The following is a 20,755-nucleotide window of genomic DNA, read 5'->3' as shown; positions in this document are numbered from 1 at the left end:
GTGAGTCAGACTCCCGGTCGTTGTCCTTAACGTGACTACTTAAGAGAGAAGCCTATGTTTGGTGGTAAAGGCGGTCTGGGTAACCTGATGAAACAGGCCCAGCAGATGCAAGACAAAATGCAGAAAATGCAGGAAGAGATCGCACAGCTGGAAGTCACTGGCGAATCCGGTGCAGGTCTGGTCAAAGTGACCATCAACGGCGCGCATAACTGCCGTCGCGTGGAAATTGACCCAAGTCTGCTCGAAGACGACAAAGATATGCTGGAAGATCTGGTCGCTGCCGCATTTAACGATGCCGCGCGCCGTATCGACGAAACCCAGAAAGAGAAAATGGCCTCTGTCTCCTCCGGGATGCAGCTGCCGCCAGGCTTTAAGATGCCGTTCTGATGCAAACCAGTCCGCTGCTCACGCAGTTAATGGAAGCGTTGCGCTGCCTGCCGGGCGTTGGCCCGAAATCAGCGCAACGCATGGCGTTTACGCTTTTACAGCGCGACCGCAGCGGCGGGATGCGCCTGGCGCAGGCACTCACCCGCGCCATGTCGGAAATCGGTCACTGTGCGGACTGCCGTACCTTTACCGAGCAGGATGTGTGCAATATCTGTTCGAACCCGCGTCGTCAGGAAAACGGCCTGATTTGCGTGGTGGAGAGTCCGGCGGACATCTACGCCATAGAGCAAACCGGGCAGTTTTCGGGCCGCTATTTCGTGCTGATGGGCCATCTCTCTCCGCTGGATGGCATTGGCCCTGACGATATCGGTCTCGATCGCCTTGAGCAGCGTCTGGAATCCGAGACGTTGACCGAAGTGATCCTCGCCACCAACCCGACGGTGGAAGGCGAAGCGACCGCGAACTACATCGGTGAACTGTGCGCGCAGTACGGCGTGCAGGCCAGTCGAATCGCCCACGGCGTGCCGGTTGGCGGTGAGCTGGAAATGGTGGACGGCACCACGCTGTCTCACTCTCTGGCTGGGCGTCACAAGCTTATTTTCTGACCAAACGGAGGCTGGAACCCTGGCCTCCGCTTGAAATTCTTCCCCGCTATCCCCATCTCACTCTCAACGTGTTCAAACCCCATTAAATGGCATTGTTGAGGTCGATCTAGATGAAAGGACAAGAAACCCGTGGTTTCCAGTCAGAAGTAAAACAGCTTCTGCACCTGATGATCCATTCCCTGTATTCCAATAAAGAAATCTTCCTGCGTGAGCTTATCTCGAACGCCTCAGATGCGGCGGACAAACTGCGTTTTCGCGCGCTGTCCAACCCGGATCTGTATGAAGGTGACGGCGAGCTGCGCGTGCGCGTCTCTTTTGACAAAGAAAACCGCACCCTGACCATTGCCGACAACGGTATTGGTATGAACCGCGACGAGGTGATCGATCATCTCGGGACCATCGCGAAATCGGGCACCAAATCCTTCCTTGAGTCCATGGGCTCCGATCAGGCGAAAGACAGCCAGCTGATCGGCCAGTTCGGTGTGGGCTTCTACTCTGCCTTTATCGTGGCCGACAAAGTGACCGTGCGCACCCGTGCTGCGGGCGATAGCGCAGAAAACGGCGTGTTCTGGGAATCTCACGGTGAAGGTGAATACACCGTTGATGACATCACCAAAGCCGATCGCGGGACCGAGATCACCCTGCATCTGCGCGAAGGCGAAGACGATTTCCTGAATGACTGGCGCGTGCGCTCCATCATCGGCAAATACTCCGACCACATCGCGCTGCCGGTAGAGATCGAAAAAACCGAAGAAGTTGACGGCGAAACCGTAGTTTCATGGGAAAAAATTAACAAAGCCCAGGCGCTGTGGACGCGTAACAAGTCTGAGATTAAAGACGACGAATATAACGAATTCTACAAGCACATCGCCCACGACTTTACCGATCCGCTGACCTGGAGCCACAACCGCGTGGAAGGGAAGCAGGAGTACACCAGCCTGCTGTACATCCCGGCCCAGGCGCCGTGGGATATGTGGAACCGCGATCACAAGCACGGCCTGAAGCTGTACGTGCAGCGCGTGTTCATCATGGATGACGCCGAGCAGTTTATGCCGAACTACCTGCGCTTTGTGCGTGGCCTGATAGATTCCAACGATCTGCCGCTGAACGTCTCGCGTGAAATCCTGCAGGACAGCACCGTCACGCGTAACCTGCGTAACGCTCTGACCAAACGCTCCCTGCAGATGCTTGAGAAACTGGCGAAAGACGACGCTGAAAAATACCAGACCTTCTGGAAACAGTTCGGCCTGGTGCTGAAAGAAGGCCCGGCGGAAGATTCGTCGAACGTGGAAGCGATCGCCAAACTGCTGCGCTTTGCCTCTACGCACACCGACTCTTCCGAGCAGACGGTCTCTCTCGAAGAGTATGTGTCCCGCATGAAAGAAGGGCAGGAGAAGATCTACTACATCACCGCAGACAGCTATGCCGCCGCGAAGAGCAGCCCGCATCTGGAACTGCTGCGTAAGAAAGGCATCGAAGTCCTGCTGCTTTCCGACCGCATCGATGAGTGGATGATGAACTACCTGACCGAATTCGACGGTAAATCCTTCCAGTCCGTGGCGAAAGCTGACGAATCTATCGACAAGCTGGCGGATGAAGTGGACGAAACGGCGAAAGAGGCGGAAAAGGCGCTGGAGCCATTTGTTGAGCGTGTGAAAACCCTGCTGGGCGATCGCGTGAAAGAGGTACGTTTCACCCACCGTCTGACCGATACTCCGGCGATTGTGACCACCGATGCGGATGAAATGGGCACTCAGATGGCGAAACTGTTCGCCGCTGCGGGCCAGGCGATCCCGGAAGTGAAATACATCTTTGAACTGAACCCGGATCACCCGCTGGTGAAACGCGCGGCGGATACCCAGGACGAAACGCAGTTTAAAGAGTGGGTTGAGCTGCTGCTGGATCAATCCCTGCTGGCCGAGCGCGGCACGCTGGAAGATCCAAACCTGTTCATCAAACGTGTGAATGCGCTGTTGATGGCGTAATCACCCGGCCTCCCCTGGTCTTCTCCCTCTCCCCGAGGGAAAGGGCCAGGGTGAGGGCACCAAACCGCACTAACCTAAATAATCTCCCCCGTTAACCGTTTCAGCCGTCCCACCTTCCTTGAGCGATACCCGTTCTGATGGTATTGTTTAGCGCTTTTTGAAATATTGAACCAACTTTTGAGGGGATTTTCGCAATGCGTATTATTCTGCTTGGCGCTCCGGGCGCGGGTAAAGGAACTCAGGCTCAGTTCATCATGGAGAAATACGGTATTCCGCAAATCTCTACGGGTGACATGCTGCGTGCCGCTGTTAAATCTGGCTCCGAGCTGGGCAAACAAGCGAAAGACATTATGGACGCGGGCAAACTGGTGACTGATGAACTGGTTATCGCACTGGTAAAAGAACGCATCACTCAGGAAGATTGCCGCAACGGTTTCCTGCTGGACGGCTTCCCGCGTACTATTCCGCAGGCTGACGCCATGAAAGAAGCGGGCATCAACGTGGATTACGTTCTGGAATTCGACGTGCCTGACGAACTGATCGTTGACCGCATCATCGGTCGTCGCGTTCACGCTGCTTCCGGCCGCGTTTACCACATCAAATTCAATCCACCGAAAGTGGAAGGCAAAGACGACGTGACCGGCGAAGAGCTGACCACGCGTAAAGACGATCAGGAAGAGACCGTGCGTAAACGCCTGGTGGAATACCATCAGATGACCGCGCCACTGATCGGCTACTATTCGAAAGAAGCGCAGTCCGGTAACACCAAATACGCGAAAGTAGACGGCACCAAAGCCGTGGCTGACGTGCGCGCAGAGCTGGAAAAAATCCTCGGCTAATGTGCAATTTATCCGGCCTGCTTAGAATTCTGTAGGCCGGATAGGCGTTTACGCCATCCTCCGACAATCCCCGCTCCACCTATTGCTGCAATGGGTTCCGTTTCCCCGCTTTTCAGTTACAATCATTAGCTATTCAAATGGTTAAGAGGCGTGAATGAGTCAGGCGAAAACCGGCATCCTGCTTGCCAATCTGGGCACTCCAGAAGCACCTACCCCTGCGGCAGTTAAACGTTATCTGCGACAGTTTTTAAGCGACTCCCGCGTGGTGGATACGCCAAAATTGCTGTGGTGGCCGCTGTTGCGCGGTGTCATTCTGCCGATTCGTTCCCCCCGTGTGGCTAAGCTCTACCAGTCGGTGTGGATGGAAGAGGGCTCGCCGCTGATGGTCTACAGCCGTCGTCAGGAAAAAGCGCTGGCCGCCCGTTTACCGGATATGCCCGTCGCCCTCGGGATGAGCTACGGCAAACCGTCGCTGGAAAGCGCTGTCGACGAACTGCTTTCGCAGGACGTGGATCACATCGTGGTGCTGGCCCTCTATCCGCAATACTCCTGCTCGACGGTGGCCGCCGTCTGGGACGAACTGGCGCGCATTCTTGCCACCCGTCGCCGCATTCCAGGTATTACCTTTATCCGCGATTACGCCGAAAACGAGCTGTATATCGCGGCGCTGGTCAGCAGTGCGCGCGCCTCGTTTGAAAAACACGGCGAGCCGGATCTGCTGCTGCTCTCCTACCACGGTATTCCGCAGCGTTACGCCGACGAAGGCGATGACTATCCGCAGCGCTGTCGCGACACCACCCGCGAGCTGGTTTCTGCTCTTGGACTGCCGCCGGAAAAGGTGATGATGACCTTCCAGTCGCGCTTTGGCCGTGAGCCGTGGCTGACGCCATACACCGATGAAACGCTCAAAATGCTGGGCGAGAAGGGCGTGAAACATGTTCAGGTGATGTCGCCGGGCTTCTCGGCGGACTGCCTCGAAACCCTGGAGGAGATCGCGGTTCAAAACCGGGAGTTCTTCCTCGAAGCGGGCGGCACGAAGTATGAATATATTCCGGCACTTAACGACTCCCCGGAACATATTGAGATGATGGCGGCGCTGGTGACCGGCAGCCGCTAATCGCGCATTGGGCCGGGTTTGTGCTACCATTTCCGGCCCAATAGTCACTCGCAGCCCTGATCATGAAATTTCCCGGTAAACGCAAGTCCAAACACTATTTCCCCGTCAACGCCCGCGATCCGCTGCTGCAACAGATTCAGCCGGTCAAAGAAACTAACGCAGCCTGGGTGGTCGGTATCGATCAGACGCTGGTGGATATCGAAGCAAAAGTGGATGATGCGTTTGTCGCACGTTATGGGCTGAGTTCCGGGCATTCGCTGGTGATCGAAGATGATGTTGCCGAAGCCCTGTATCAGGAGCTGGTGCGCGAAAACCTGATCACGCATCAGTTTGCCGGTGGCACCATCGGCAATACCATGCACAACTATTCGGTGCTGGCCGATGACCGCTCCGTCTTACTGGGCGTCATGTGCCGTAATATCGAAATCGGTGGCTACGCCTACCGCTACCTCTGCAACACCTCCAGCCGTACCGATCTGAACTACCTGCAGGGCGTCGATGGCGCCATTGGCCGCTGCTTTACGCTGATCAGCGACGCCGGCGAGCGAACCTTTGCCATCAGCCCTGGGCACATGAACAAACTGCGCGCGGAAAGTATTCCGGAAGAGGTGATTGCCGGTGCCTCCGCGCTGGTGCTTACCTCCTATCTGGTGCGCTGCAAGCCCGGCGAACCGATGCCGGAAGCGACCATGAAGGCGGTGGAGTACGCGAAGAAATACAACGTGCCGGTGGTGCTGACGCTGGGCACCAAGTTTGTGATCGCCGATAACCCGGAGTGGTGGCAGGCGTTCCTGAAAGAGCACGTCTCGATTCTGGCGATGAACGAAGAAGAGGCTGAAGCTCTGACGGGTGAAAGCGACCCGCTGCTGGCCGCCGATAAGGCGCTGGACTGGGTAGACCTGGTGCTCTGCACCGCAGGCCCGATCGGGCTGTTTATGGCCGGGTTTACCGAAGAAGAGAACAAACGCAAAACCCAGCACCCGCTGCTACCGGGGGCGATTGCCGAGTTCAACCAGTACGAGTTCAGCCGCGCGATGCGCCACAAAGATTGCGTGAATCCGCTGCGTATTTTCTCGCACATTGCCCCGTATATGGGCGGACCCGAGAAGATCATGAACACCAATGGCGCAGGCGATGGCGCGCTGGCTGCCCTGCTGCACGACATCACTGCGAACGCCTATCATCGCACCAACGTCCCTAATTCGAGCAAACACCAGTTGAACTGGCTGACCTATTCGTCGCTGGCGCAGGTGTGTAAGTACGCGAACCGCGTGAGCTATCAAGTGCTGAATCAGCACTCCCCGCGCTTAACGCGTGGCTTGCCGGAACGGGAAGACAGTCTGGAAGAGTCGTACTGGGATCGTTGATGGTTTCCCTCGCCCTGACGGTGAGGGAAGAGTGTTCCCCCTCTCGCGTAGAGAGGGGGCAGAACGAAGACGTTTAACCCGTTACCGCCTCTTCAATTGGCGGCTTCTCGATCAATGTAATCATGGTATTGGCAATCTCACGTTCGCCCATCACCACCTGATTCGCCCCGCGTTCGGTAATGTATTCCACTTCATCGTCATAATGCGCGCGAGCAATGATCTCGATAGTCGGGCACTTCTCCCGTGCCTTGGTCACGATTTCACCCGCCTCGTAGCCGTTCGGAATGGTCAGCAGCAGCCAGCGCGCACAGTCCAGATGCGCCAGATTCATAATCTCTTCGTTCGCCGCATTACCCAGCACCGCGCGAATGCCGCGCGCGCGCAGCTCATCCACACGGGTGCGTGACGTTTCAATCACCACCAGCGGAATGCCCTGCGCCATCAGTTTCTCACCGAGCAGACTCCCGACGCGGCCAAAACCGACCAGCAGGGCGTGGTTGCAGATATCCACCGGGATTTGCTTCTCTTCTTCAATTGCTTCTTCCAGCGTCTGCTCTTCCAGCGTTTCGGTTTTATCGAGGTATTTCTCAAGCAGGGCAAACAGCACCGGGTTGAGCATAATGGAGAGGATCGCCCCCGCCAGCACCAGATTCTGCCCGGCCTGTGGCAGCAAGTTCAGCGCCATGCCGAGGCTTGCCAGGATAAAGGCAAATTCACCAATCTGCGCGAGGCTGGCGGCGATGGTGAGCGCGGTGCGCGGTGAGTGGCCGAACAGTCTGACCAGGCCGAATGCCACCACGGATTTACCGAAGATAATAATCGCCAGCGTGCCCAGCACGGCCAGCGGCTGCTCGATCAGGATTAGCGGATCAAACAGCATGCCGACGGAAACAAAGAACAGCACCGCAAACGCATCACGCAACGGCAGCGTATCGTGCGCCGCGCGGTGGCTCAGCTCGGATTCGTTCAGCACCATACCTGCGAAGAACGCACCCAGCGCAAAAGAGACGTCAAACAGCTCGACGGCGCCGAAGGCGATACCGAGCGCCAGGGCCAGCACCGACAGCGTAAACAGTTCGCGAGAGCCGGTTGCGGCGCTGCGGGAGAGGATCCACGGCACCAGACGGCGGCCCACCAGCATCATAATGGCGATAAAGGCGACCACTTTGCCGATGGTAATGCTCATATCCAGCGCCAGCGTGGCAAAGCCGACGTTATCTTGTTCAACCATACCGGCGACGGCAGGCAGCAGAACCAGCGTCAGGACCATCACCAGATCTTCAACAATCAGCCAGCCGATGGCGATTTGCCCGCGCTGGCTGTCTATCAGCTGCCTCTCCTCAAGCGCGCGCAGCAGCACCACGGTACTGGCGGTTGAGAGACACAGCCCGAATACAATACCGGTCATCAGCGACCAGCCAAGCAGAGCGGAAAGCGCCATCCCCAGCAACGTCGCCACGCCTATCTGGGCGATTGCGCCGGGTATGGCGATATGCTTTACCGCCATCAGATCCTTCAGGGAGAAGTGCAGGCCCACGCCGAACATCAGCAGAATCACGCCTAATTCCGCCAGTTCAGGAGCCAGTTTGGTATCCGCAACAAAACCCGGCGTAAACGGACCCGCCAGCACACCCGCTAATAAATAGCCCACGAGAGGAGAAATACGTAATTTGTTGGCAATCATGCCAAGGATAAAAGCGAGCACAAGTCCACCTACAATGGTGGTGATAAGCGGTGTGGCGTGATGCATTCCGTCTCCTTTCGTCGTGGGGTGTTCCATTTTTGGCGTAAAAACCAAAAAGCCGATTAATAGTTTATGACAATTTCGGCCATTATGTTTATGAATAATTGTTGAAATTTGAAGAAAACAGCAATAAGCGTTAAAAAAAGCAGATTAGGACAAATTACCGGAGGGATGAAGAGGAAAGCCTTATGGCAGTAGGTGAGAGGTGCGGCCAAAGTTTACTTTGACCGCAGAGAAACTACGCCTTATGGCGATAATCAGGCAGGAATATGGTCAGTATCCCCAGAAGTGGCAGGAAAGCACAGATTTTATAGACCAGGAAGATGCTCGTATGGTCTGCAACCAGCCCCAGCACAGCCGCACCAAGGCCTCCCATCCCAAACGCAAATCCGAAAAACAGCCCGGAAACCATGCCAATACGGCCCGGCATCAGCTCCTGAGCATACACCAGGATAGCGGAAAACGCGGACGCGAGAATAAAGCCAATGATCACGGTTAAAATCCCCGTCCATTCAAGACTTGCATAGGGTAAAACAAGGGTAAAAGGCGCTACGCCGAGGATAGAGCCCCAAATCACATATTTACGCCCAATTTTATCACCCACAGGGCCGCCAATGACGGTTCCCGCCGCAACCGCGAACAGGAAAGCAAACAGGTGGAACTGGGCGTTTTGCACCGATAATCCGAATTTCTCCATCAGATAAAAGGTGTAATAGCTACTGATGCTCGCCATATAGAAGTATTTCGAGAAAATCAGCACCAACAGGATACTCACCGCCAGGATGACCTTATCGCGCGGAAGCGGATTGATAATCACGGCTTTAGGTTTCCCCTTGTTTACCCGATGCTGAGCGGCGTACCAGCGGCTGATCTGGATCAGCACCACGATGGCCAGCAGCGCCGCGAGGACGAACCACGCAACGTTACCTTTCCCGTAGGGGGCAATGACCACGGCGGCCAGCAAAGGGCCGAGGGAGCTGCCAAAATTGCCGCCGACCTGGAACAGGGATTGCGCCAGCCCATGACGTCCACCTGAGGCCATACGCGCGACGCGCGAGGACTCCGGATGGAAGACCGACGAACCGGTACCCACCAGCGCCGCAGCCAGCAGCACCATCTCAAAGCTTCCTGCCAGTGCCAGCAGCACCAGCCCGCTCAGGGTAAAGCACATGCCAATAGGCAGCGACCACGGCATCGGATATTTATCCGTCCAGTAGCCGACTACCGGCTGGAGTAGGGACGACGCCATCTGGAAGGTCAGCGTAATCATCCCGATCTGCACGAAGGTTAATGAAAATTCTGACTGCAGCAGCGGATAGATCGCCAGAATCAGCGACTGAATCATATCGTTAAGCAGATGCGACAGACTGATGGCACCCAAAATACCAAATGCGGTGCGCGATTTCGGCGCGGACGCCGGGGTGCCCGTAACAGGCGGAGTCGATTCACTGATTGCCATAAATACCACGTCTATTATTAGGAGAAGTGCAGGATGTCATTATTATCCCGCTAACATACCTGTGCGCGAGATTTGAAGAAAGTCGCAATTCTGAAAACATATTTGTCTATTCTTCTTACTCATTGTAATTTTTGCGTTTGTCTTTTGGTCAGGGAGCGAGAATATGAAGTTAATGAAGCGAGGCGTCGCACTGGCGCTGATAGCCGCATGGGCGCTGGCAAGCCAGCCTGTGCAGGCGTACGAAAAAGATAAAACCTATAAAATAACCATTCTCCATACCAACGATCACCACGGCCATTTCTGGCGTAGCGAATACGGCGAGTACGGCCTGGCCGCACAAAAAACGCTGGTGGACGGTATTCGTAAAGAGGTGGCGGCTGAGGGCGGCAGCGTCCTGCTGCTGTCTGGCGGTGATATCAACACCGGCGTGCCGGAATCCGATTTGCAGGACGCCGAGCCGGATTTCCGCGGCATGAATTTAATCGGCTATGACGCGATGGCCGTCGGTAACCATGAGTTTGATAACCCGCTAACCGTTCTGCGCCAGCAGGAAAAATGGTCCAAATTCCCGTTCCTCTCGGCCAATATTTATCAGAAGAGTACCGGCGAGCGCCTGTTTAAACCCTGGGCCTTGTTCAAACGCGACGATCTGAAAATCGCGGTGATCGGGTTAACCACCGACGACACGGCGAAAATTGGTAATCCGGAATATTTCACGGATATCGAATTCCGCAAACCGGCTGACGAAGCGAAGCTGGTGATTCAGGAGTTGAATCAAAACGAAAAACCAGACGTGATTATCGCCACCACCCATATGGGGCACTACGACAACGGTGAGCACGGCTCGAACGCGCCTGGCGACGTAGAAATGGCCCGCAGCCTGCCAGCAGGCTCGCTGGCGATGATTGTGGGTGGTCACTCACAAAACCCGGTGTGCATGGCATCGGAGAATAAAAAGCAGGTTGATTACGTGCCGGGTACGCCGTGCGCACCGGATCGCCAGAACGGGATCTGGATTGTTCAGGCGCACGAGTGGGGCAAATACGTGGGGCGCGCAGATTTTGAATTCCGCAACGGCGAAATGAAAATGGTGCGCTACCAGCTGATCCCGGTGAACCTGAAGAAGAAAGTGACCTATGACGACGGGAAAAGTGAGCGCGTACTTTACACCCCGGAAATTGCTGAAAACGCCCAGATGCTGTCGTTGCTGACGCCATTCCAGAACAAAGGCAAAGCGCAGCTTGATGTGAAAATCGGTACGGTGAATGGCCGACTGGAAGGCGATCGCAGCAAGGTCCGCTTCGTGCAGACCAACATGGGCCGTCTGCTGCTGGCGGCACAAATGGCGCGCACCGGTGCTGATTTTGCCGTCATGAGCGGCGGCGGTGTGCGTGACTCCATCGACGGCGGCGATATTACCTACAAAGACGTGCTGAAGGTTCAGCCGTTCGGCAACATCGTGGTGTATGCGGACATGAGCGGAAAAGAGGTGATCGACTATCTGACCGCCGTTGCGCAAATGAAGCCGGACTCCGGGGCCTATCCGCAGTTTGCTAACGTTAGCTTTACGGCGAAAAATGGCACGCTTAACGATCTGAAAATCAAAGGTGAGCCGGTCGATCCCGCTAAAACCTACCGCATGGCAACATTAAGCTTTAACGCCACGGGCGGCGACGGGTATCCGCATATCGACAGCAAACCGGGCTACGTCAACACCGGCTTTATCGACGCCGAAGTGCTTAAGCAGTACATCCAGCAGAATTCTCCGCTGGATGTGAATGCCTACGAGCCGAAAGGCGAGGTGAGCTGGCAGTAACGGGCTATTTTGTTCGCCCTTTTTGAACTCGGGCAGTGCCAGGAATCCGTATGTACGATGTGTACGCGGGTTCCTGCGCTGTCCGGGTGTAGAGACTAAATTCACGCCTGAACGTTGGCCCGCTAAGCGGACAAGGCGTTTAATCCCGGCGCGCAATATCCGCGAACGTCGCATCCAGCATCTTCGCCAGATCGCCCGCCGCCAGCTCAATATCCAGCCCGCGCTTACCGCCGGAAATATAGATAGTGTCAAAGGTCTGCGACGGCGCATCAATCAATGTCGGCAGGCGTTTCTTCTGCCCGAGAGGGCTAATTCCACCCACCAGATAGCCGGTCGTGCGTTGCGCAACCATCGGATCGGCCATATCGACCTTTTTCGCGCCCAGCGCTTTGGCGACTTTCTTTAAATCCAGCTGACCGGCCACAGGCGTCACCGCCACGGCCAGGTGCTTCATATCACCGTTCACCGCCACTAGCAGCGTTTTATAGACCTGATCCGCGTTCAGGCCCAGCTTGCGCACCACTTCGTCACCAAAGTTTGTCTCACTGGGGTCGTGATCGTAGGTATGGATACGGAAAGGAATTTTGTTTTTTTCGAGTAATTTAACGGCGGGAGTCATAATGATCCTTCTTACCACAGACAATTTACGCGCCCAGCATACGCCTGACAGCTGTCTAAAAAATAGCACCATCTTGCGCAATAGTATTGGCAGTGATGGTTACTTTGAGCGACAATCGGCTCTGACCGAAGGTCTCCTTCGGCATAATAATAACGATGAAATTCCTCTTTGACGGGCCAATAGAAATATTGGCCATTTTTTTATTTCAACAATGACGGCAAATTCCCTTCGCCATACAAATGCAGCGCCCCCACGGCCACCACGTAACGGCCGGCGGGCAGAGCCTGCAACGTTTCTCGCCAGGCCTGATTGCGCTCATGCATCAGCACATCGTACAGCGATTCGCTGAAGGTCGAGGGCAATTCCAGCTTGCCGTTGGTCGGCGGCGTCTCCAGCCACCAGCTGATCATCATCTGCAACAGACGCGCGTTGGTGTGCCAGTGGGTGAGGGTATCATCCAGCAGCAGCAGGCCATCCTCAGGAAGCTGGCGCAAAAGAGCAACCTGACTGTCGGCGCCCTCCAGCTCAATAATGGCAAGATTACGCGCGCGCGCGGCGTTGAGGAGCTGGTAGTCGATACCGTACTCCCCGCGCAAACCCAGTCGTTGAGCCTGCGTCGCCTGCAACACCATGGCGATTTGCCACAGGGGCTGCGTTTCCAGAAGGGATAAAGAAAGCCCCAGCTCATAGGTCACACGTTCAAGCTCGGCGCGCTGCGATTCGTTGAGACGCTCGCTCAGCGGCGGCGGGATATCGAGATTGGCGAACGGCGATTCGCTGCCGGAAATATCGGCTTCGACGATCAGCGCATCGGCTTTGCGCAACAGTTGTACCAGTGCCGGTGGCAGGGGCGACATATCGCGCGTGCCCATATGTATACTGCCGACCAGGTGCAGATGCTGCCCGCCCGGGAGTGAAATATCCAGCCCCGGCCAGGGATAGCGGCGGGGAAACAAAGCGCGGAAGGTGGTTTTTATACGACTAAACAGACTCATACGCGCTCCATTGATGGAAAAGTTCATGCTAGCGCGTGGTGGCTGAAGGTGCAACTCCAGGCCGGGTTGGGCGAATCCGCCACCCGGCCTGCAGGTTTACTCTTTCGGTTTGAAGCGCAGCAACCGGTTCGCGTTGCTGACCACGGTTATGGACGAGAGCGCCATTGCTGCCCCGGCGACGACCGGGTTGAGCAAGGTGCCGGTCAGCGGCCACAGGATCCCGGCGGCAATCGGGATGCCAAATGCGTTGTAGATAAACGCACCGAGCAGATTTTGCTTCATGTTGCGCAGCGTGGCTTTCGAAATTGCCAGCGCATCGGCAACACCCATCAGGCTATGGCGCATCAGGGTAATCGCCGCCGTCTCAATCGCCACATCGCTCCCGCCGCCCATAGCGATGCCGACATCCGCCTGCGCCAGTGCGGGGGCGTCGTTTATGCCGTCGCCGACCATCGCCACCTGTCGGCCCTGACGTTGCAGTTTGATAATCGCATCGGCTTTGCCATCTGGCAGCACGCCCGCGATCACCTCATCGATACCTGCTTCTTTGGCAATGGCGTTGGCAGTGGTCGGGTTGTCGCCGGTGAGCATCACCAGACGATAGCCAGCCTGATGCAGACGTTTCAGCGCGGCCACGCTGTCGGCCCGCAGCGGATCGCGGATAGCGAACAGCGCTGCCGCTTTACCCTCGACCGCCAACAGCACCGGCGTAGCGCCCTGAGAGGCCTGGGCGGTTAATTCATCGTTCAGCGCAGCGGTATCAATGCCGTTTTCGTTGAGCAGTGCCTGATTACCAAGCAGCAGCGTGTGGCCATCGACTTCACCGCTGACCCCCAGCCCGCGCAGGGTGCGGAAGTTATTCACCTGCGGCAATGCTGCGTGACCAGCTTTCTCGAGAATCGCTCTCGCCAGCGGATGACTGGAGCCTTGCTCAAGCGCGGCGGCCAGACGTAAGGCATCTTCTTGCGTGACACCGACGGTTTTCACCGCCACGACCTGCGGTTTGCCTTCGGTGAGGGTGCCTGTTTTATCAAACACCAGCGTGTCGAGCGTACTGGCGCGCTGGAGGGCATCGGCGTCGCGAACCAACACACCAAACTCGGCGGCGCGACCAACGCCGGAAATAATCGACATCGGCGTCGCCAGTCCTAAAGCACATGGACAGGCGATGATCAGCACCGTGGTAGCGATGACCAGGGTGTAGACAATCTGCGGTGCCGGGCCAAAGACGTACCAGATGGCGGCGCTGAACAGCGCGATGCCGACCACCACGGGCACAAAAATGGCGGAAATTTTATCGGCGAGCTGACCGATCTCCGGCTTGCTGCTTTGCGCCTGGCGCACCATGCGAATGATGCGAGAAAGCGTCGTATGACTCCCGACAGCACTGGCGCGGAAAAGCACGCTGCCGTCCTGCACCACCGTACCGGCATGGACTGCATCACCGGCGGATTTTTGCTGCGGCACCGGTTCACCGGTCAGCATCGCTTCATCCAGCCAGGCTTCACCCTGAGTGATTTCACCGTCGACCGGCACGCGATCGCCTGTCGTTAAGCGCAGCGTCATGCCTGGCTGCACCTCGGCGAGCGGCAGGCTGATTTCACCCTCTTCCGTCACCACGCGGGCCGACGGTGGCGTGAGATCAAGCAGACGTTCCAGCGCTTTGGACGACCGCTGGCGCGCGCGCGCTTCAAGCATATGGCCTAAGTTGATCAGACCAATAATCATCGCGCTCGCTTCGTAATAGAGATGGCGTGCTTCCATCGGGAACCACTGCGGCCAGACGTTCACGCTCATGGAATAGAGCCACGCCGCGCCGGTGCCGAGGGCGACGAGTGTGTCCATCGTCGCGGTGCGGTTCTTGAGGCTCTTCCAGGCGCTGGTGTAGAAATGCCCACCGGCGAAGACCATCACACCAAGGGTGATCACACCAATCACCAGCCACAGCGTGCGGTTGTCGTCGGTGACCATCATGTTGTCGCCGAGCATTCCCCATACCATCACCGGAATACCGACCAGCAGGGCGACAATCGCCTGCCAGCGGAAGCGTTTCATGGTGGCGATGGCGGTCTCTTGCTGGCGTTCGCGGCGCTCGGCATCATCTTCAATGGCCTCTGCGCCGTAGCCGGCTTTTTCCACCGCCTGCACTAATTCTGCGGCTGACGCACTGCCCATAATCAGCGCAGTGCGTTCCGCGAGGTTTACCCGCGCCTGTGAGACGCCCGGTACCGCCTGCAACGCATTCTGTACGCGGGAGACGCAGCTGGCACAGCTCATGCCGTTGATCAGCAGCTGTTGGCTGTCGTCAATATCATGGGCTGCCGGAAGCTCAGAAGTGTCCGCTGTCAGTGCTTCCGACGGGGTTAATGACTCTGTCAGCGGATTAGCCTTTGGGTGGCTTAGCTCCGCCCCGTAACCTGCTTGTTTAACGGTATCGATCAGCGCGTCGGCGCTGGCGCTGCCAGTGACAACGGCGCTTTCAATCGTCACGTCTGCACTTTCAACGTCAGGACGTTGTTCGAGGCTCTCTTTGACACGTTTGACGCAGTGACCGCAGGTCAGGCCATCCAGCGTCAGGTTGATTGTGTGAGACATAGCAAAACTCCTGTATGATTATTCAGCCAACATACTCTTTCTAGAACAGTGTTATGAAGGTTAAACCTTCCATCAAGGGGAAGGTCAAGGGGGAAATGTGAATATCAGTGATGTGGCAAAAAAAACCGGGTTAACCAGCAAAGCGATTCGTTTTTACGAAGAGAAAGGGCTGGTCACGCCGCCGCTGCGCAGCGAAAACGGCTATCGCAGTTACACACAGCTGCACCTCGAAGAACTCACGCTTTTACGCCAGGCCCGGCAGGTGGGGTTTAACCTTGAAGAGTGCGGTGAACTGGTCCATCTGTTCAACGATCCTAAACGGCACAGCGCCGATGTGAAAAAGAGAACTCTGGAAAAGGTCGCGGAAATCGAGCGCCATATCCTGGAGCTGCAGGCGATGCGTGAACAGCTGCTCTCACTCGCCGAATCTTGTCCGGGGGATGACAGCGCCGACTGTCCGATTATTGATAATCTTTCCGGCTGCTGCCATCGTAAGGCCAGCGTTTAACGGGCTTTCACCCGAAGCGTAATGCCTTCAACCGCGATGACTTCAATGCGAGTCCCTGCCACGAGATCATCATCGGCTACCACTGGCCACGTGCTGTCACCGACGCGTACGTGTCCGCGCCCGTTAATTAACGTGGTATCCAGCGTATAGCGCTTACCCACCAGCTGTTGGCCGCGCTGATTTAGTGCGGCATCGGCAGGTTTTTGCTCGCGCACCTGGCGCGTTAGCCATCGATACCATAGCCAGGCGGCGACCAGCGTCAGCAGGGCGAAGAGGGCGCCTTGCCACTCCCAGCCAAAAGGTGCGATCCAGACCAGTAGCCCGGTGATGACCGCCGCGACGCCGCTCCAGAGCAGATACCCGTTGCCGCCCAGCATCTCAGCCGCCAGCAACAGCCCGCCCAGGCTGAGCCAGAAAACATGAGGGTGTGCTGCAATCATCTCAATCATTTTTTGCGCTCATCTCCGCTATTCTTGATAAGCTCCGCGATCCCGGCGATAGAGCCCATCAGGCTGCTGGCTTCCAGCGGCATCATCACCACTTTGCTATTGTTAGCGGAGCCAATTTTCTGCAGCGCATCGGTGTATTTCTGCGCCACGAAGTAGTTAATTGCCTGGATATCACCGGCCGCGATGGCCTCGGACACCATCTGGGTAGCGCGTGCTTCTGCCTCGGCGGAACGTTCACGGGCTTCTGCCTGTAAGAAGGCCGACTGGCGTTCCCCTTCGGCTTTCAGGATTTGCGACTGTTTCTCCCCTTCGGCTTTCAGGATCTCCGCCTGACGCACCCCTTCGGCCTCAAGAATGTATGCACGTTTGGTTCGCTCGGCTTTCATCTGGGCGTTCATCGACGAAATCAGTTCTGCCGGTGGGCGCACGTCGCGGATTTCGATACGGGTGACTTTAATCCCCCACGGATTGGTCGCTTCATCAACGATATGCAGCAGGCGCGTATTGATGTTGTCGCGCTGGGAGAGCATTTCGTCCAGCTCCATCGACCCCAGTACCGTACGGATGTTGGTCATGGTCAGGTTGATAATCGCCAGTTCCAGGTTGCTGACCTCATAGGCGGCTTTTGGCGCGTCGATCACCTGAATAAAGCAGACGGCGTCTATGGTGACGTTGGCGTTGTCTCGGGAGATGATCTCCTGGGAAGGGATATCCAGCACCTGTTCCATCATGTTGATTTTACGCCCAATACGATCCATGAACGGGACGATAAGACTCAGGCCTGGCTGTAGGGTGTTGGTGTAACGGCCGAAACGTTCGACCGTCCACTGATAGCCCTGGGGCACGATCTTTACGCCTGCCCCGACGATCACCAGCGCGACGAAAATAAGGATAGGGATGACGATCAACATGAAAACCTCCTGTTTTGCATTCCGTGGAGCAGCAAAAACTGCTCGTTTGTTGAACTTAAGTATATCGACTATTGCAGGGAAGTTCGCCTCCAATCCATTAACGTGGTTACAATATTGGAACGAAGCTGAATTAAAAAACGGGAAATAATATGAAGGATAATAATGCGCTTCTGGAACTCAGGAACGTGGGTTTTCGCGTGGGCGAAACCACGATATTGCAGCAGATTAGCTTCAACGTGCAGCCAGGGGAATTCAGGCTCATTACGGGCCCGTCTGGTTGCGGTAAAAGCACGTTGCTGAAGATTATCGCCTCACTCCTCAGCCCGACGGAAGGGCGAATTTTCTTTGAAGACAAGGACATCACGACACTCACACCCGAGCATTATCGCCAGCAGGTCTCCTACTGCGTGCAAACGCCCTCGCTGTTTGGTGAGACGGTGTACGACAATCTGATCTTCCCCTGGCAGATCCGCGATAAAGCCCCCGAACCGGAAAAATTCATTGCCGATCTGGCGCGTTTTAGTCTGCCAGCGGAAACTCTGACAAAGTCCGTAAACGAACTTTCCGGCGGTGAAAAGCAGCGCGTCTCGCTGATTCGTAATCTGCAGTTTCTGCCCAAAGTACTGCTGCTGGATGAAGTGACCAGCGCCCTCGACGAAAACAACAAACGCAACGTGAATGAGATCATTCATCGCTATGCCAAAGAGAACAACATTGCGGTGCTGTGGGTAACGCACGACGCCGGTGAGATTGCCCACGCAGATGAGGTGATTACCCTTCAGCCACAGGGCGGGAAGATGAAGGAGGAAAACCGTGAACGAGCATAATATTACCAACGAATCACTGGCGCTTTCGATGGTGCTGGTCCTGGTGGCGATTCTGGTCAGCCATCGAGAGAAGCTCGGTCTGGAAAAGGACATTGTGTGGAGCATTTGCCGGGCGGTCATTCAGCTGATTATCGTCGGCTATGTGCTGAAGTATATTTTCAACGTCAACCACGCGGTGCTGACGCTGCTGATGGTGCTGTTTATCTGCTTTAACGCCGCGTGGAATGCGCAAAAACGCAGTAAATACATCGACAAGGCCTTTATCTCTTCGTTTATCGCCATTACCACCGGCACGGCGCTGACGCTGGCAGTGCTGGTGCTGTCGGGATCGATTGAATTTTCCCCGATGCAGGTGATCCCGATTTCCGGGATGATTGCGGGTAACGCGATGGTGGCGGTGGGGTTGTGCTACAACAATCTCGGCCAGCGTTTTAGCAGCGAGCAGCAGCAGATCCAGGAGAAACTCAGCCTGGGAGCCACGCCAAAAACGGCGTCGGCGCGATTGATCCGTGAGAGTATACGATCGTCGCTGATCCCAACGGTCGATTCGGCGAAAACAGTTGGGCTGGTGAGTTTACCGGGAATGATGTCCGGGCTGATTTTTGCCGGTATCGATCCCGTGAAAGCGATTAAGTATCAGATTATGGTGACGTTTATGCTGCTCTCGACGGCCAGCCTGTCGACCATTATCGCCTGCTATTTAACCTATCGAAAATTCTACAACTCCCGCCATCAGCTGGTGGTGACGCAATTGAAAAAAGCAGAGTAACGCGTAGGTGTGTTGCCGGGCAGCATGTCGCTTGCCCGGCTTTCAGACTGGATTAGTAGAGCAGGGCGTAAAGCTGGCGGCGATACTTTGAGGCCAGCGCATCGCCGGTACCCAGTGCCGCCAGGATCTCCTGGAACATTTTACGCGCCTGGCCGTCAGCAGCTGCCAGATCCTTTTTCAGATGGCTAAACAGCAGCTCCAGCGCCTCTTCGTTACGCCCGACCTGATGAAGCTGTAACGCCAGCTGGCTGGCCAGCGCCGCATCGTCAGGGTTCTCGGCTACCTGCTGCTGCAACTGCTGGATTTCCGGCGTGTCAGCTGCCTGTTTCAGCAACTCAATTTGCGCTACCAGACCCTGATAACGGGTATCCTGATCCTGCAGCGGAATGGTTTTCAGCACCGCTTCAGCCTCTTCTGAACGATGCAGTTCAATCTGCGTCTGCGCCAGCAGCAGGCCAATCTGGCTGTCCTGGTTCGACATCTGCCACGCCTCTTTCAGCAGCGGCAGCGCTTCGTCGTGTTTGCCTTCCTGAATCAATGCCAGCGCCTGCTGCGCTTTCAACTCCTCTTCGCGCGGCAGCACTTTATCGAGCAGGGCGCGAACCGCCTCTTCGGGCTGCGGGCCCTGGAAGCCATCTACGGGCTGACCATTCTGGAACAGATAGACGGTTGGAATGGCACGCAGACCAAACTGGGAGGCCACCATCTGCTCGGCGTCGCAGTCCAGTTTTGCCAGCAGGAACTGACCGTTGTACTGCGCCGCCAAGCTTTCCAGCACCGGCGTCAGCTCCAGACAGTGCTGGCTGCGCTCGGACCAAAAATAGAACAGCACAGGTTTGGTCATCGACACTTCGAGTGTCTGGTGCAGGTTCGCTTCAGTGATGTTGACAATATTCTGTACGGACATACGGCATTCTCTTTTATCAATTTGACAAATACATGGGGGATGAGGAGCGTGGCTTCAACTCAACCGCGTAAAATTTTATCCATCATGCGCCCCGGCAGCAGACGTTTGAGCCAGCCCACGGCGTGGGTGACGAGGGTCACCGGGTAGCGTATTTTCGGGCGATCGCTTTCAAAAGCATGGCGCACTTTGGTGACAACTGCCTCTGGTCCGAGGGTAAAGCGTGCGGCAATGCCAGGGTTTTCGACCGGATTGTCGGACTGGGTTTGATTTACGTTTTCTGTGAAACGGGTGCGAATCGGGCCAGGCTCAATCAGGCTGACCTTTATACCGCTGTGGCGCAGCTCCATGCGTAAGGCATCTGACCAGGCCTCCAGCGCATATTTGCTGGCGGCGTACGCCCCACGGCCCGGCGTGGAGATCAGGCCCATCACCGACGAGGTCATCACAATGCGGCCTTCTCCGTGGGGCAGCATCGCAGGCAACAGCGCCATGGTCAGCTGGTGGATGCCAAAAAAGTTGGTGGAAAACTGCTGCTCAAGCTGCTCGCGCGAGATGGTTTGCAGCGGACCGTACACGCCAAAACCGGCGTTGTTAAACAGGCCGTACAGACGATTACCCGTGAGAGCGATCACCTCTGCGGCGGCGCGTTCAATGCTTTCTGGCGAGTCCAGATCCAGTAACACGCCCTGAAAACCTTTGCTGTTCATGCGTTCCACGTCTTCTTGTTTCCGGCATGCGGCGATTACCCAAAATCCCTGGCGCTTCAGTTCGAACGCGCTTTCAAGGCCAATTCCGCTGGAACATCCTGTAATTAAGACCGATTTTTGCATAACTTTACCTGTCAGGATCTCCGCTT

General features: G+C 56.2%; 19 protein-coding genes. 10 read left to right on the top strand and 9 right to left on the bottom strand.

What is annotated here, in order from left to right:
• Window positions 1-54: 54 nt before the first annotated feature.
• From DAI21_RS21380 to DAI21_RS21355, 6 genes are all read left to right on the top strand, one after another.
• On the top strand, window positions 55-387 hold the full coding sequence (locus DAI21_RS21380; RefSeq protein WP_052283815.1) for a YbaB/EbfC family nucleoid-associated protein: 333 nt from the start codon (window positions 55-57) through the stop codon (window positions 385-387).
• The gene (gene recR, locus DAI21_RS21375; protein ID WP_100777366.1) at window positions 387-992 is read left to right on the top strand and encodes a recombination mediator RecR; all 606 of its coding nucleotides are present in this window, start codon (window positions 387-389) and stop codon (window positions 990-992) included. The genes DAI21_RS21380 and recR overlap by 1 nt, the downstream gene beginning before the upstream one ends.
• 110 nt (window positions 993-1,102) lie before the next feature.
• Entirely contained in the window at window positions 1,103-2,977 is a 1,875-nt protein-coding gene (htpG, locus tag DAI21_RS21370; protein ID WP_102104268.1) for a molecular chaperone HtpG, read from the top strand.
• 194 nt (window positions 2,978-3,171) lie between these two features.
• Entirely contained in the window at window positions 3,172-3,816 is a 645-nt protein-coding gene (gene adk, locus DAI21_RS21365; protein ID WP_100777364.1) for an adenylate kinase, read from the top strand.
• Window positions 3,817-3,970: 154 nt separating this feature from the next.
• On the top strand, window positions 3,971-4,933 hold the full coding sequence (gene hemH / locus DAI21_RS21360; protein WP_102104267.1) for a ferrochelatase: 963 nt from the start codon (window positions 3,971-3,973) through the stop codon (window positions 4,931-4,933).
• Window positions 4,934-4,995: 62 nt separating this feature from the next.
• Window positions 4,996-6,300, top strand: a complete 1,305-nt coding sequence (locus tag DAI21_RS21355; RefSeq protein WP_100777362.1) for an inosine/guanosine kinase — start codon at window positions 4,996-4,998, stop codon at window positions 6,298-6,300.
• Between the two features lie 73 nt (window positions 6,301-6,373).
• On the opposite strand, the gene ybaL is transcribed toward DAI21_RS21355, so the two are convergent.
• Both ybaL and DAI21_RS21345 read right to left on the bottom strand, forming a co-directional pair.
• The gene (gene ybaL / locus DAI21_RS21350) at window positions 6,374-8,050 is read right to left on the bottom strand and encodes a YbaL family putative K(+) efflux transporter (RefSeq protein ID WP_100777361.1); all 1,677 of its coding nucleotides are present in this window, start codon (window positions 8,048-8,050) and stop codon (window positions 6,374-6,376) included.
• Between the two features lie 232 nt (window positions 8,051-8,282).
• The gene (locus tag DAI21_RS21345; RefSeq protein WP_100777360.1) at window positions 8,283-9,503 is read right to left on the bottom strand and encodes an MFS transporter; all 1,221 of its coding nucleotides are present in this window, start codon (window positions 9,501-9,503) and stop codon (window positions 8,283-8,285) included.
• Between the two features lie 163 nt (window positions 9,504-9,666).
• Between DAI21_RS21345 and ushA the strand changes: the two genes are divergently transcribed.
• A complete protein-coding gene (gene ushA / locus DAI21_RS21340) occupies window positions 9,667-11,319 on the top strand; it encodes a bifunctional UDP-sugar hydrolase/5'-nucleotidase UshA (protein WP_107704123.1) in 1,653 nt (550 codons plus the stop codon).
• Window positions 11,320-11,458: 139 nt separating this feature from the next.
• Here ushA and ybaK read toward each other — a convergent pair whose 3' ends face one another.
• The 3 genes from ybaK to copA form a co-directional block, all read right to left on the bottom strand.
• The gene (gene ybaK / locus DAI21_RS21335) at window positions 11,459-11,938 is read right to left on the bottom strand and encodes a Cys-tRNA(Pro)/Cys-tRNA(Cys) deacylase YbaK (protein ID WP_100777358.1); all 480 of its coding nucleotides are present in this window, start codon (window positions 11,936-11,938) and stop codon (window positions 11,459-11,461) included.
• Between the two features lie 200 nt (window positions 11,939-12,138).
• On the bottom strand, window positions 12,139-12,933 hold the full coding sequence (locus DAI21_RS21330; protein WP_107704122.1) for a TraB/GumN family protein: 795 nt from the start codon (window positions 12,931-12,933) through the stop codon (window positions 12,139-12,141).
• 96 nt (window positions 12,934-13,029) lie between these two features.
• Complete coding sequence (gene copA / locus DAI21_RS21325; RefSeq protein ID WP_107704121.1) at window positions 13,030-15,528, bottom strand: copper-exporting P-type ATPase CopA; 2,499 nt, start codon at window positions 15,526-15,528, stop codon at window positions 13,030-13,032.
• A gap of 97 nt (window positions 15,529-15,625) precedes the next feature.
• Between copA and cueR the strand changes: the two genes are divergently transcribed.
• A complete protein-coding gene (gene cueR, locus DAI21_RS21320) occupies window positions 15,626-16,036 on the top strand; it encodes a Cu(I)-responsive transcriptional regulator (RefSeq protein ID WP_100777355.1) in 411 nt (136 codons plus the stop codon).
• Here cueR and DAI21_RS21315 read toward each other — a convergent pair.
• Both DAI21_RS21315 and DAI21_RS21310 read right to left on the bottom strand, forming a co-directional pair.
• Complete coding sequence (locus tag DAI21_RS21315) at window positions 16,033-16,485, bottom strand: NfeD family protein (RefSeq protein WP_100777354.1); 453 nt, start codon at window positions 16,483-16,485, stop codon at window positions 16,033-16,035. The two genes, cueR and DAI21_RS21315, sit on opposite strands and share 4 nt — an antisense overlap.
• On the bottom strand, window positions 16,482-17,396 hold the full coding sequence (locus DAI21_RS21310; protein WP_100777353.1) for an SPFH domain-containing protein: 915 nt from the start codon (window positions 17,394-17,396) through the stop codon (window positions 16,482-16,484). The genes DAI21_RS21315 and DAI21_RS21310 overlap by 4 nt, the downstream gene beginning before the upstream one ends.
• A gap of 149 nt (window positions 17,397-17,545) precedes the next feature.
• Here DAI21_RS21310 and fetA point away from each other — a divergent pair, with 149 nt between their 5' ends.
• Both fetA and fetB read left to right on the top strand, forming a co-directional pair.
• Entirely contained in the window at window positions 17,546-18,223 is a 678-nt protein-coding gene (gene fetA, locus DAI21_RS21305) for an iron ABC transporter ATP-binding protein FetA (protein ID WP_100777352.1), read from the top strand.
• Window positions 18,210-18,992, top strand: coding sequence for an iron export ABC transporter permease subunit FetB (fetB, locus tag DAI21_RS21300; protein WP_100777351.1), 783 nt, complete (start codon window positions 18,210-18,212; stop codon window positions 18,990-18,992). The genes fetA and fetB overlap by 14 nt, the downstream gene beginning before the upstream one ends.
• A gap of 52 nt (window positions 18,993-19,044) precedes the next feature.
• Here fetB and DAI21_RS21295 read toward each other — a convergent pair whose 3' ends face one another.
• Window positions 19,045-19,899, bottom strand: a complete 855-nt coding sequence (locus DAI21_RS21295; RefSeq protein WP_102104260.1) for a co-chaperone YbbN — start codon at window positions 19,897-19,899, stop codon at window positions 19,045-19,047.
• A 59-nt stretch (window positions 19,900-19,958) separates the two neighbouring features.
• Window positions 19,959-20,729, bottom strand: coding sequence for an SDR family oxidoreductase (locus DAI21_RS21290; protein WP_100777349.1), 771 nt, complete (start codon window positions 20,727-20,729; stop codon window positions 19,959-19,961).
• Window positions 20,730-20,755: the final 26 nt, after the last annotated feature.

Origin of the sequence: Lelliottia sp. WB101 (assembly GCF_003051885.1) — a bacterium.
Taxonomy (GTDB): domain Bacteria; phylum Pseudomonadota; class Gammaproteobacteria; order Enterobacterales; family Enterobacteriaceae; genus Enterobacter; species Enterobacter nimipressuralis.
Note: the sequence above shows the minus strand (reverse complement) of the source record. Positions and strands in the feature narration are given on the sequence as shown.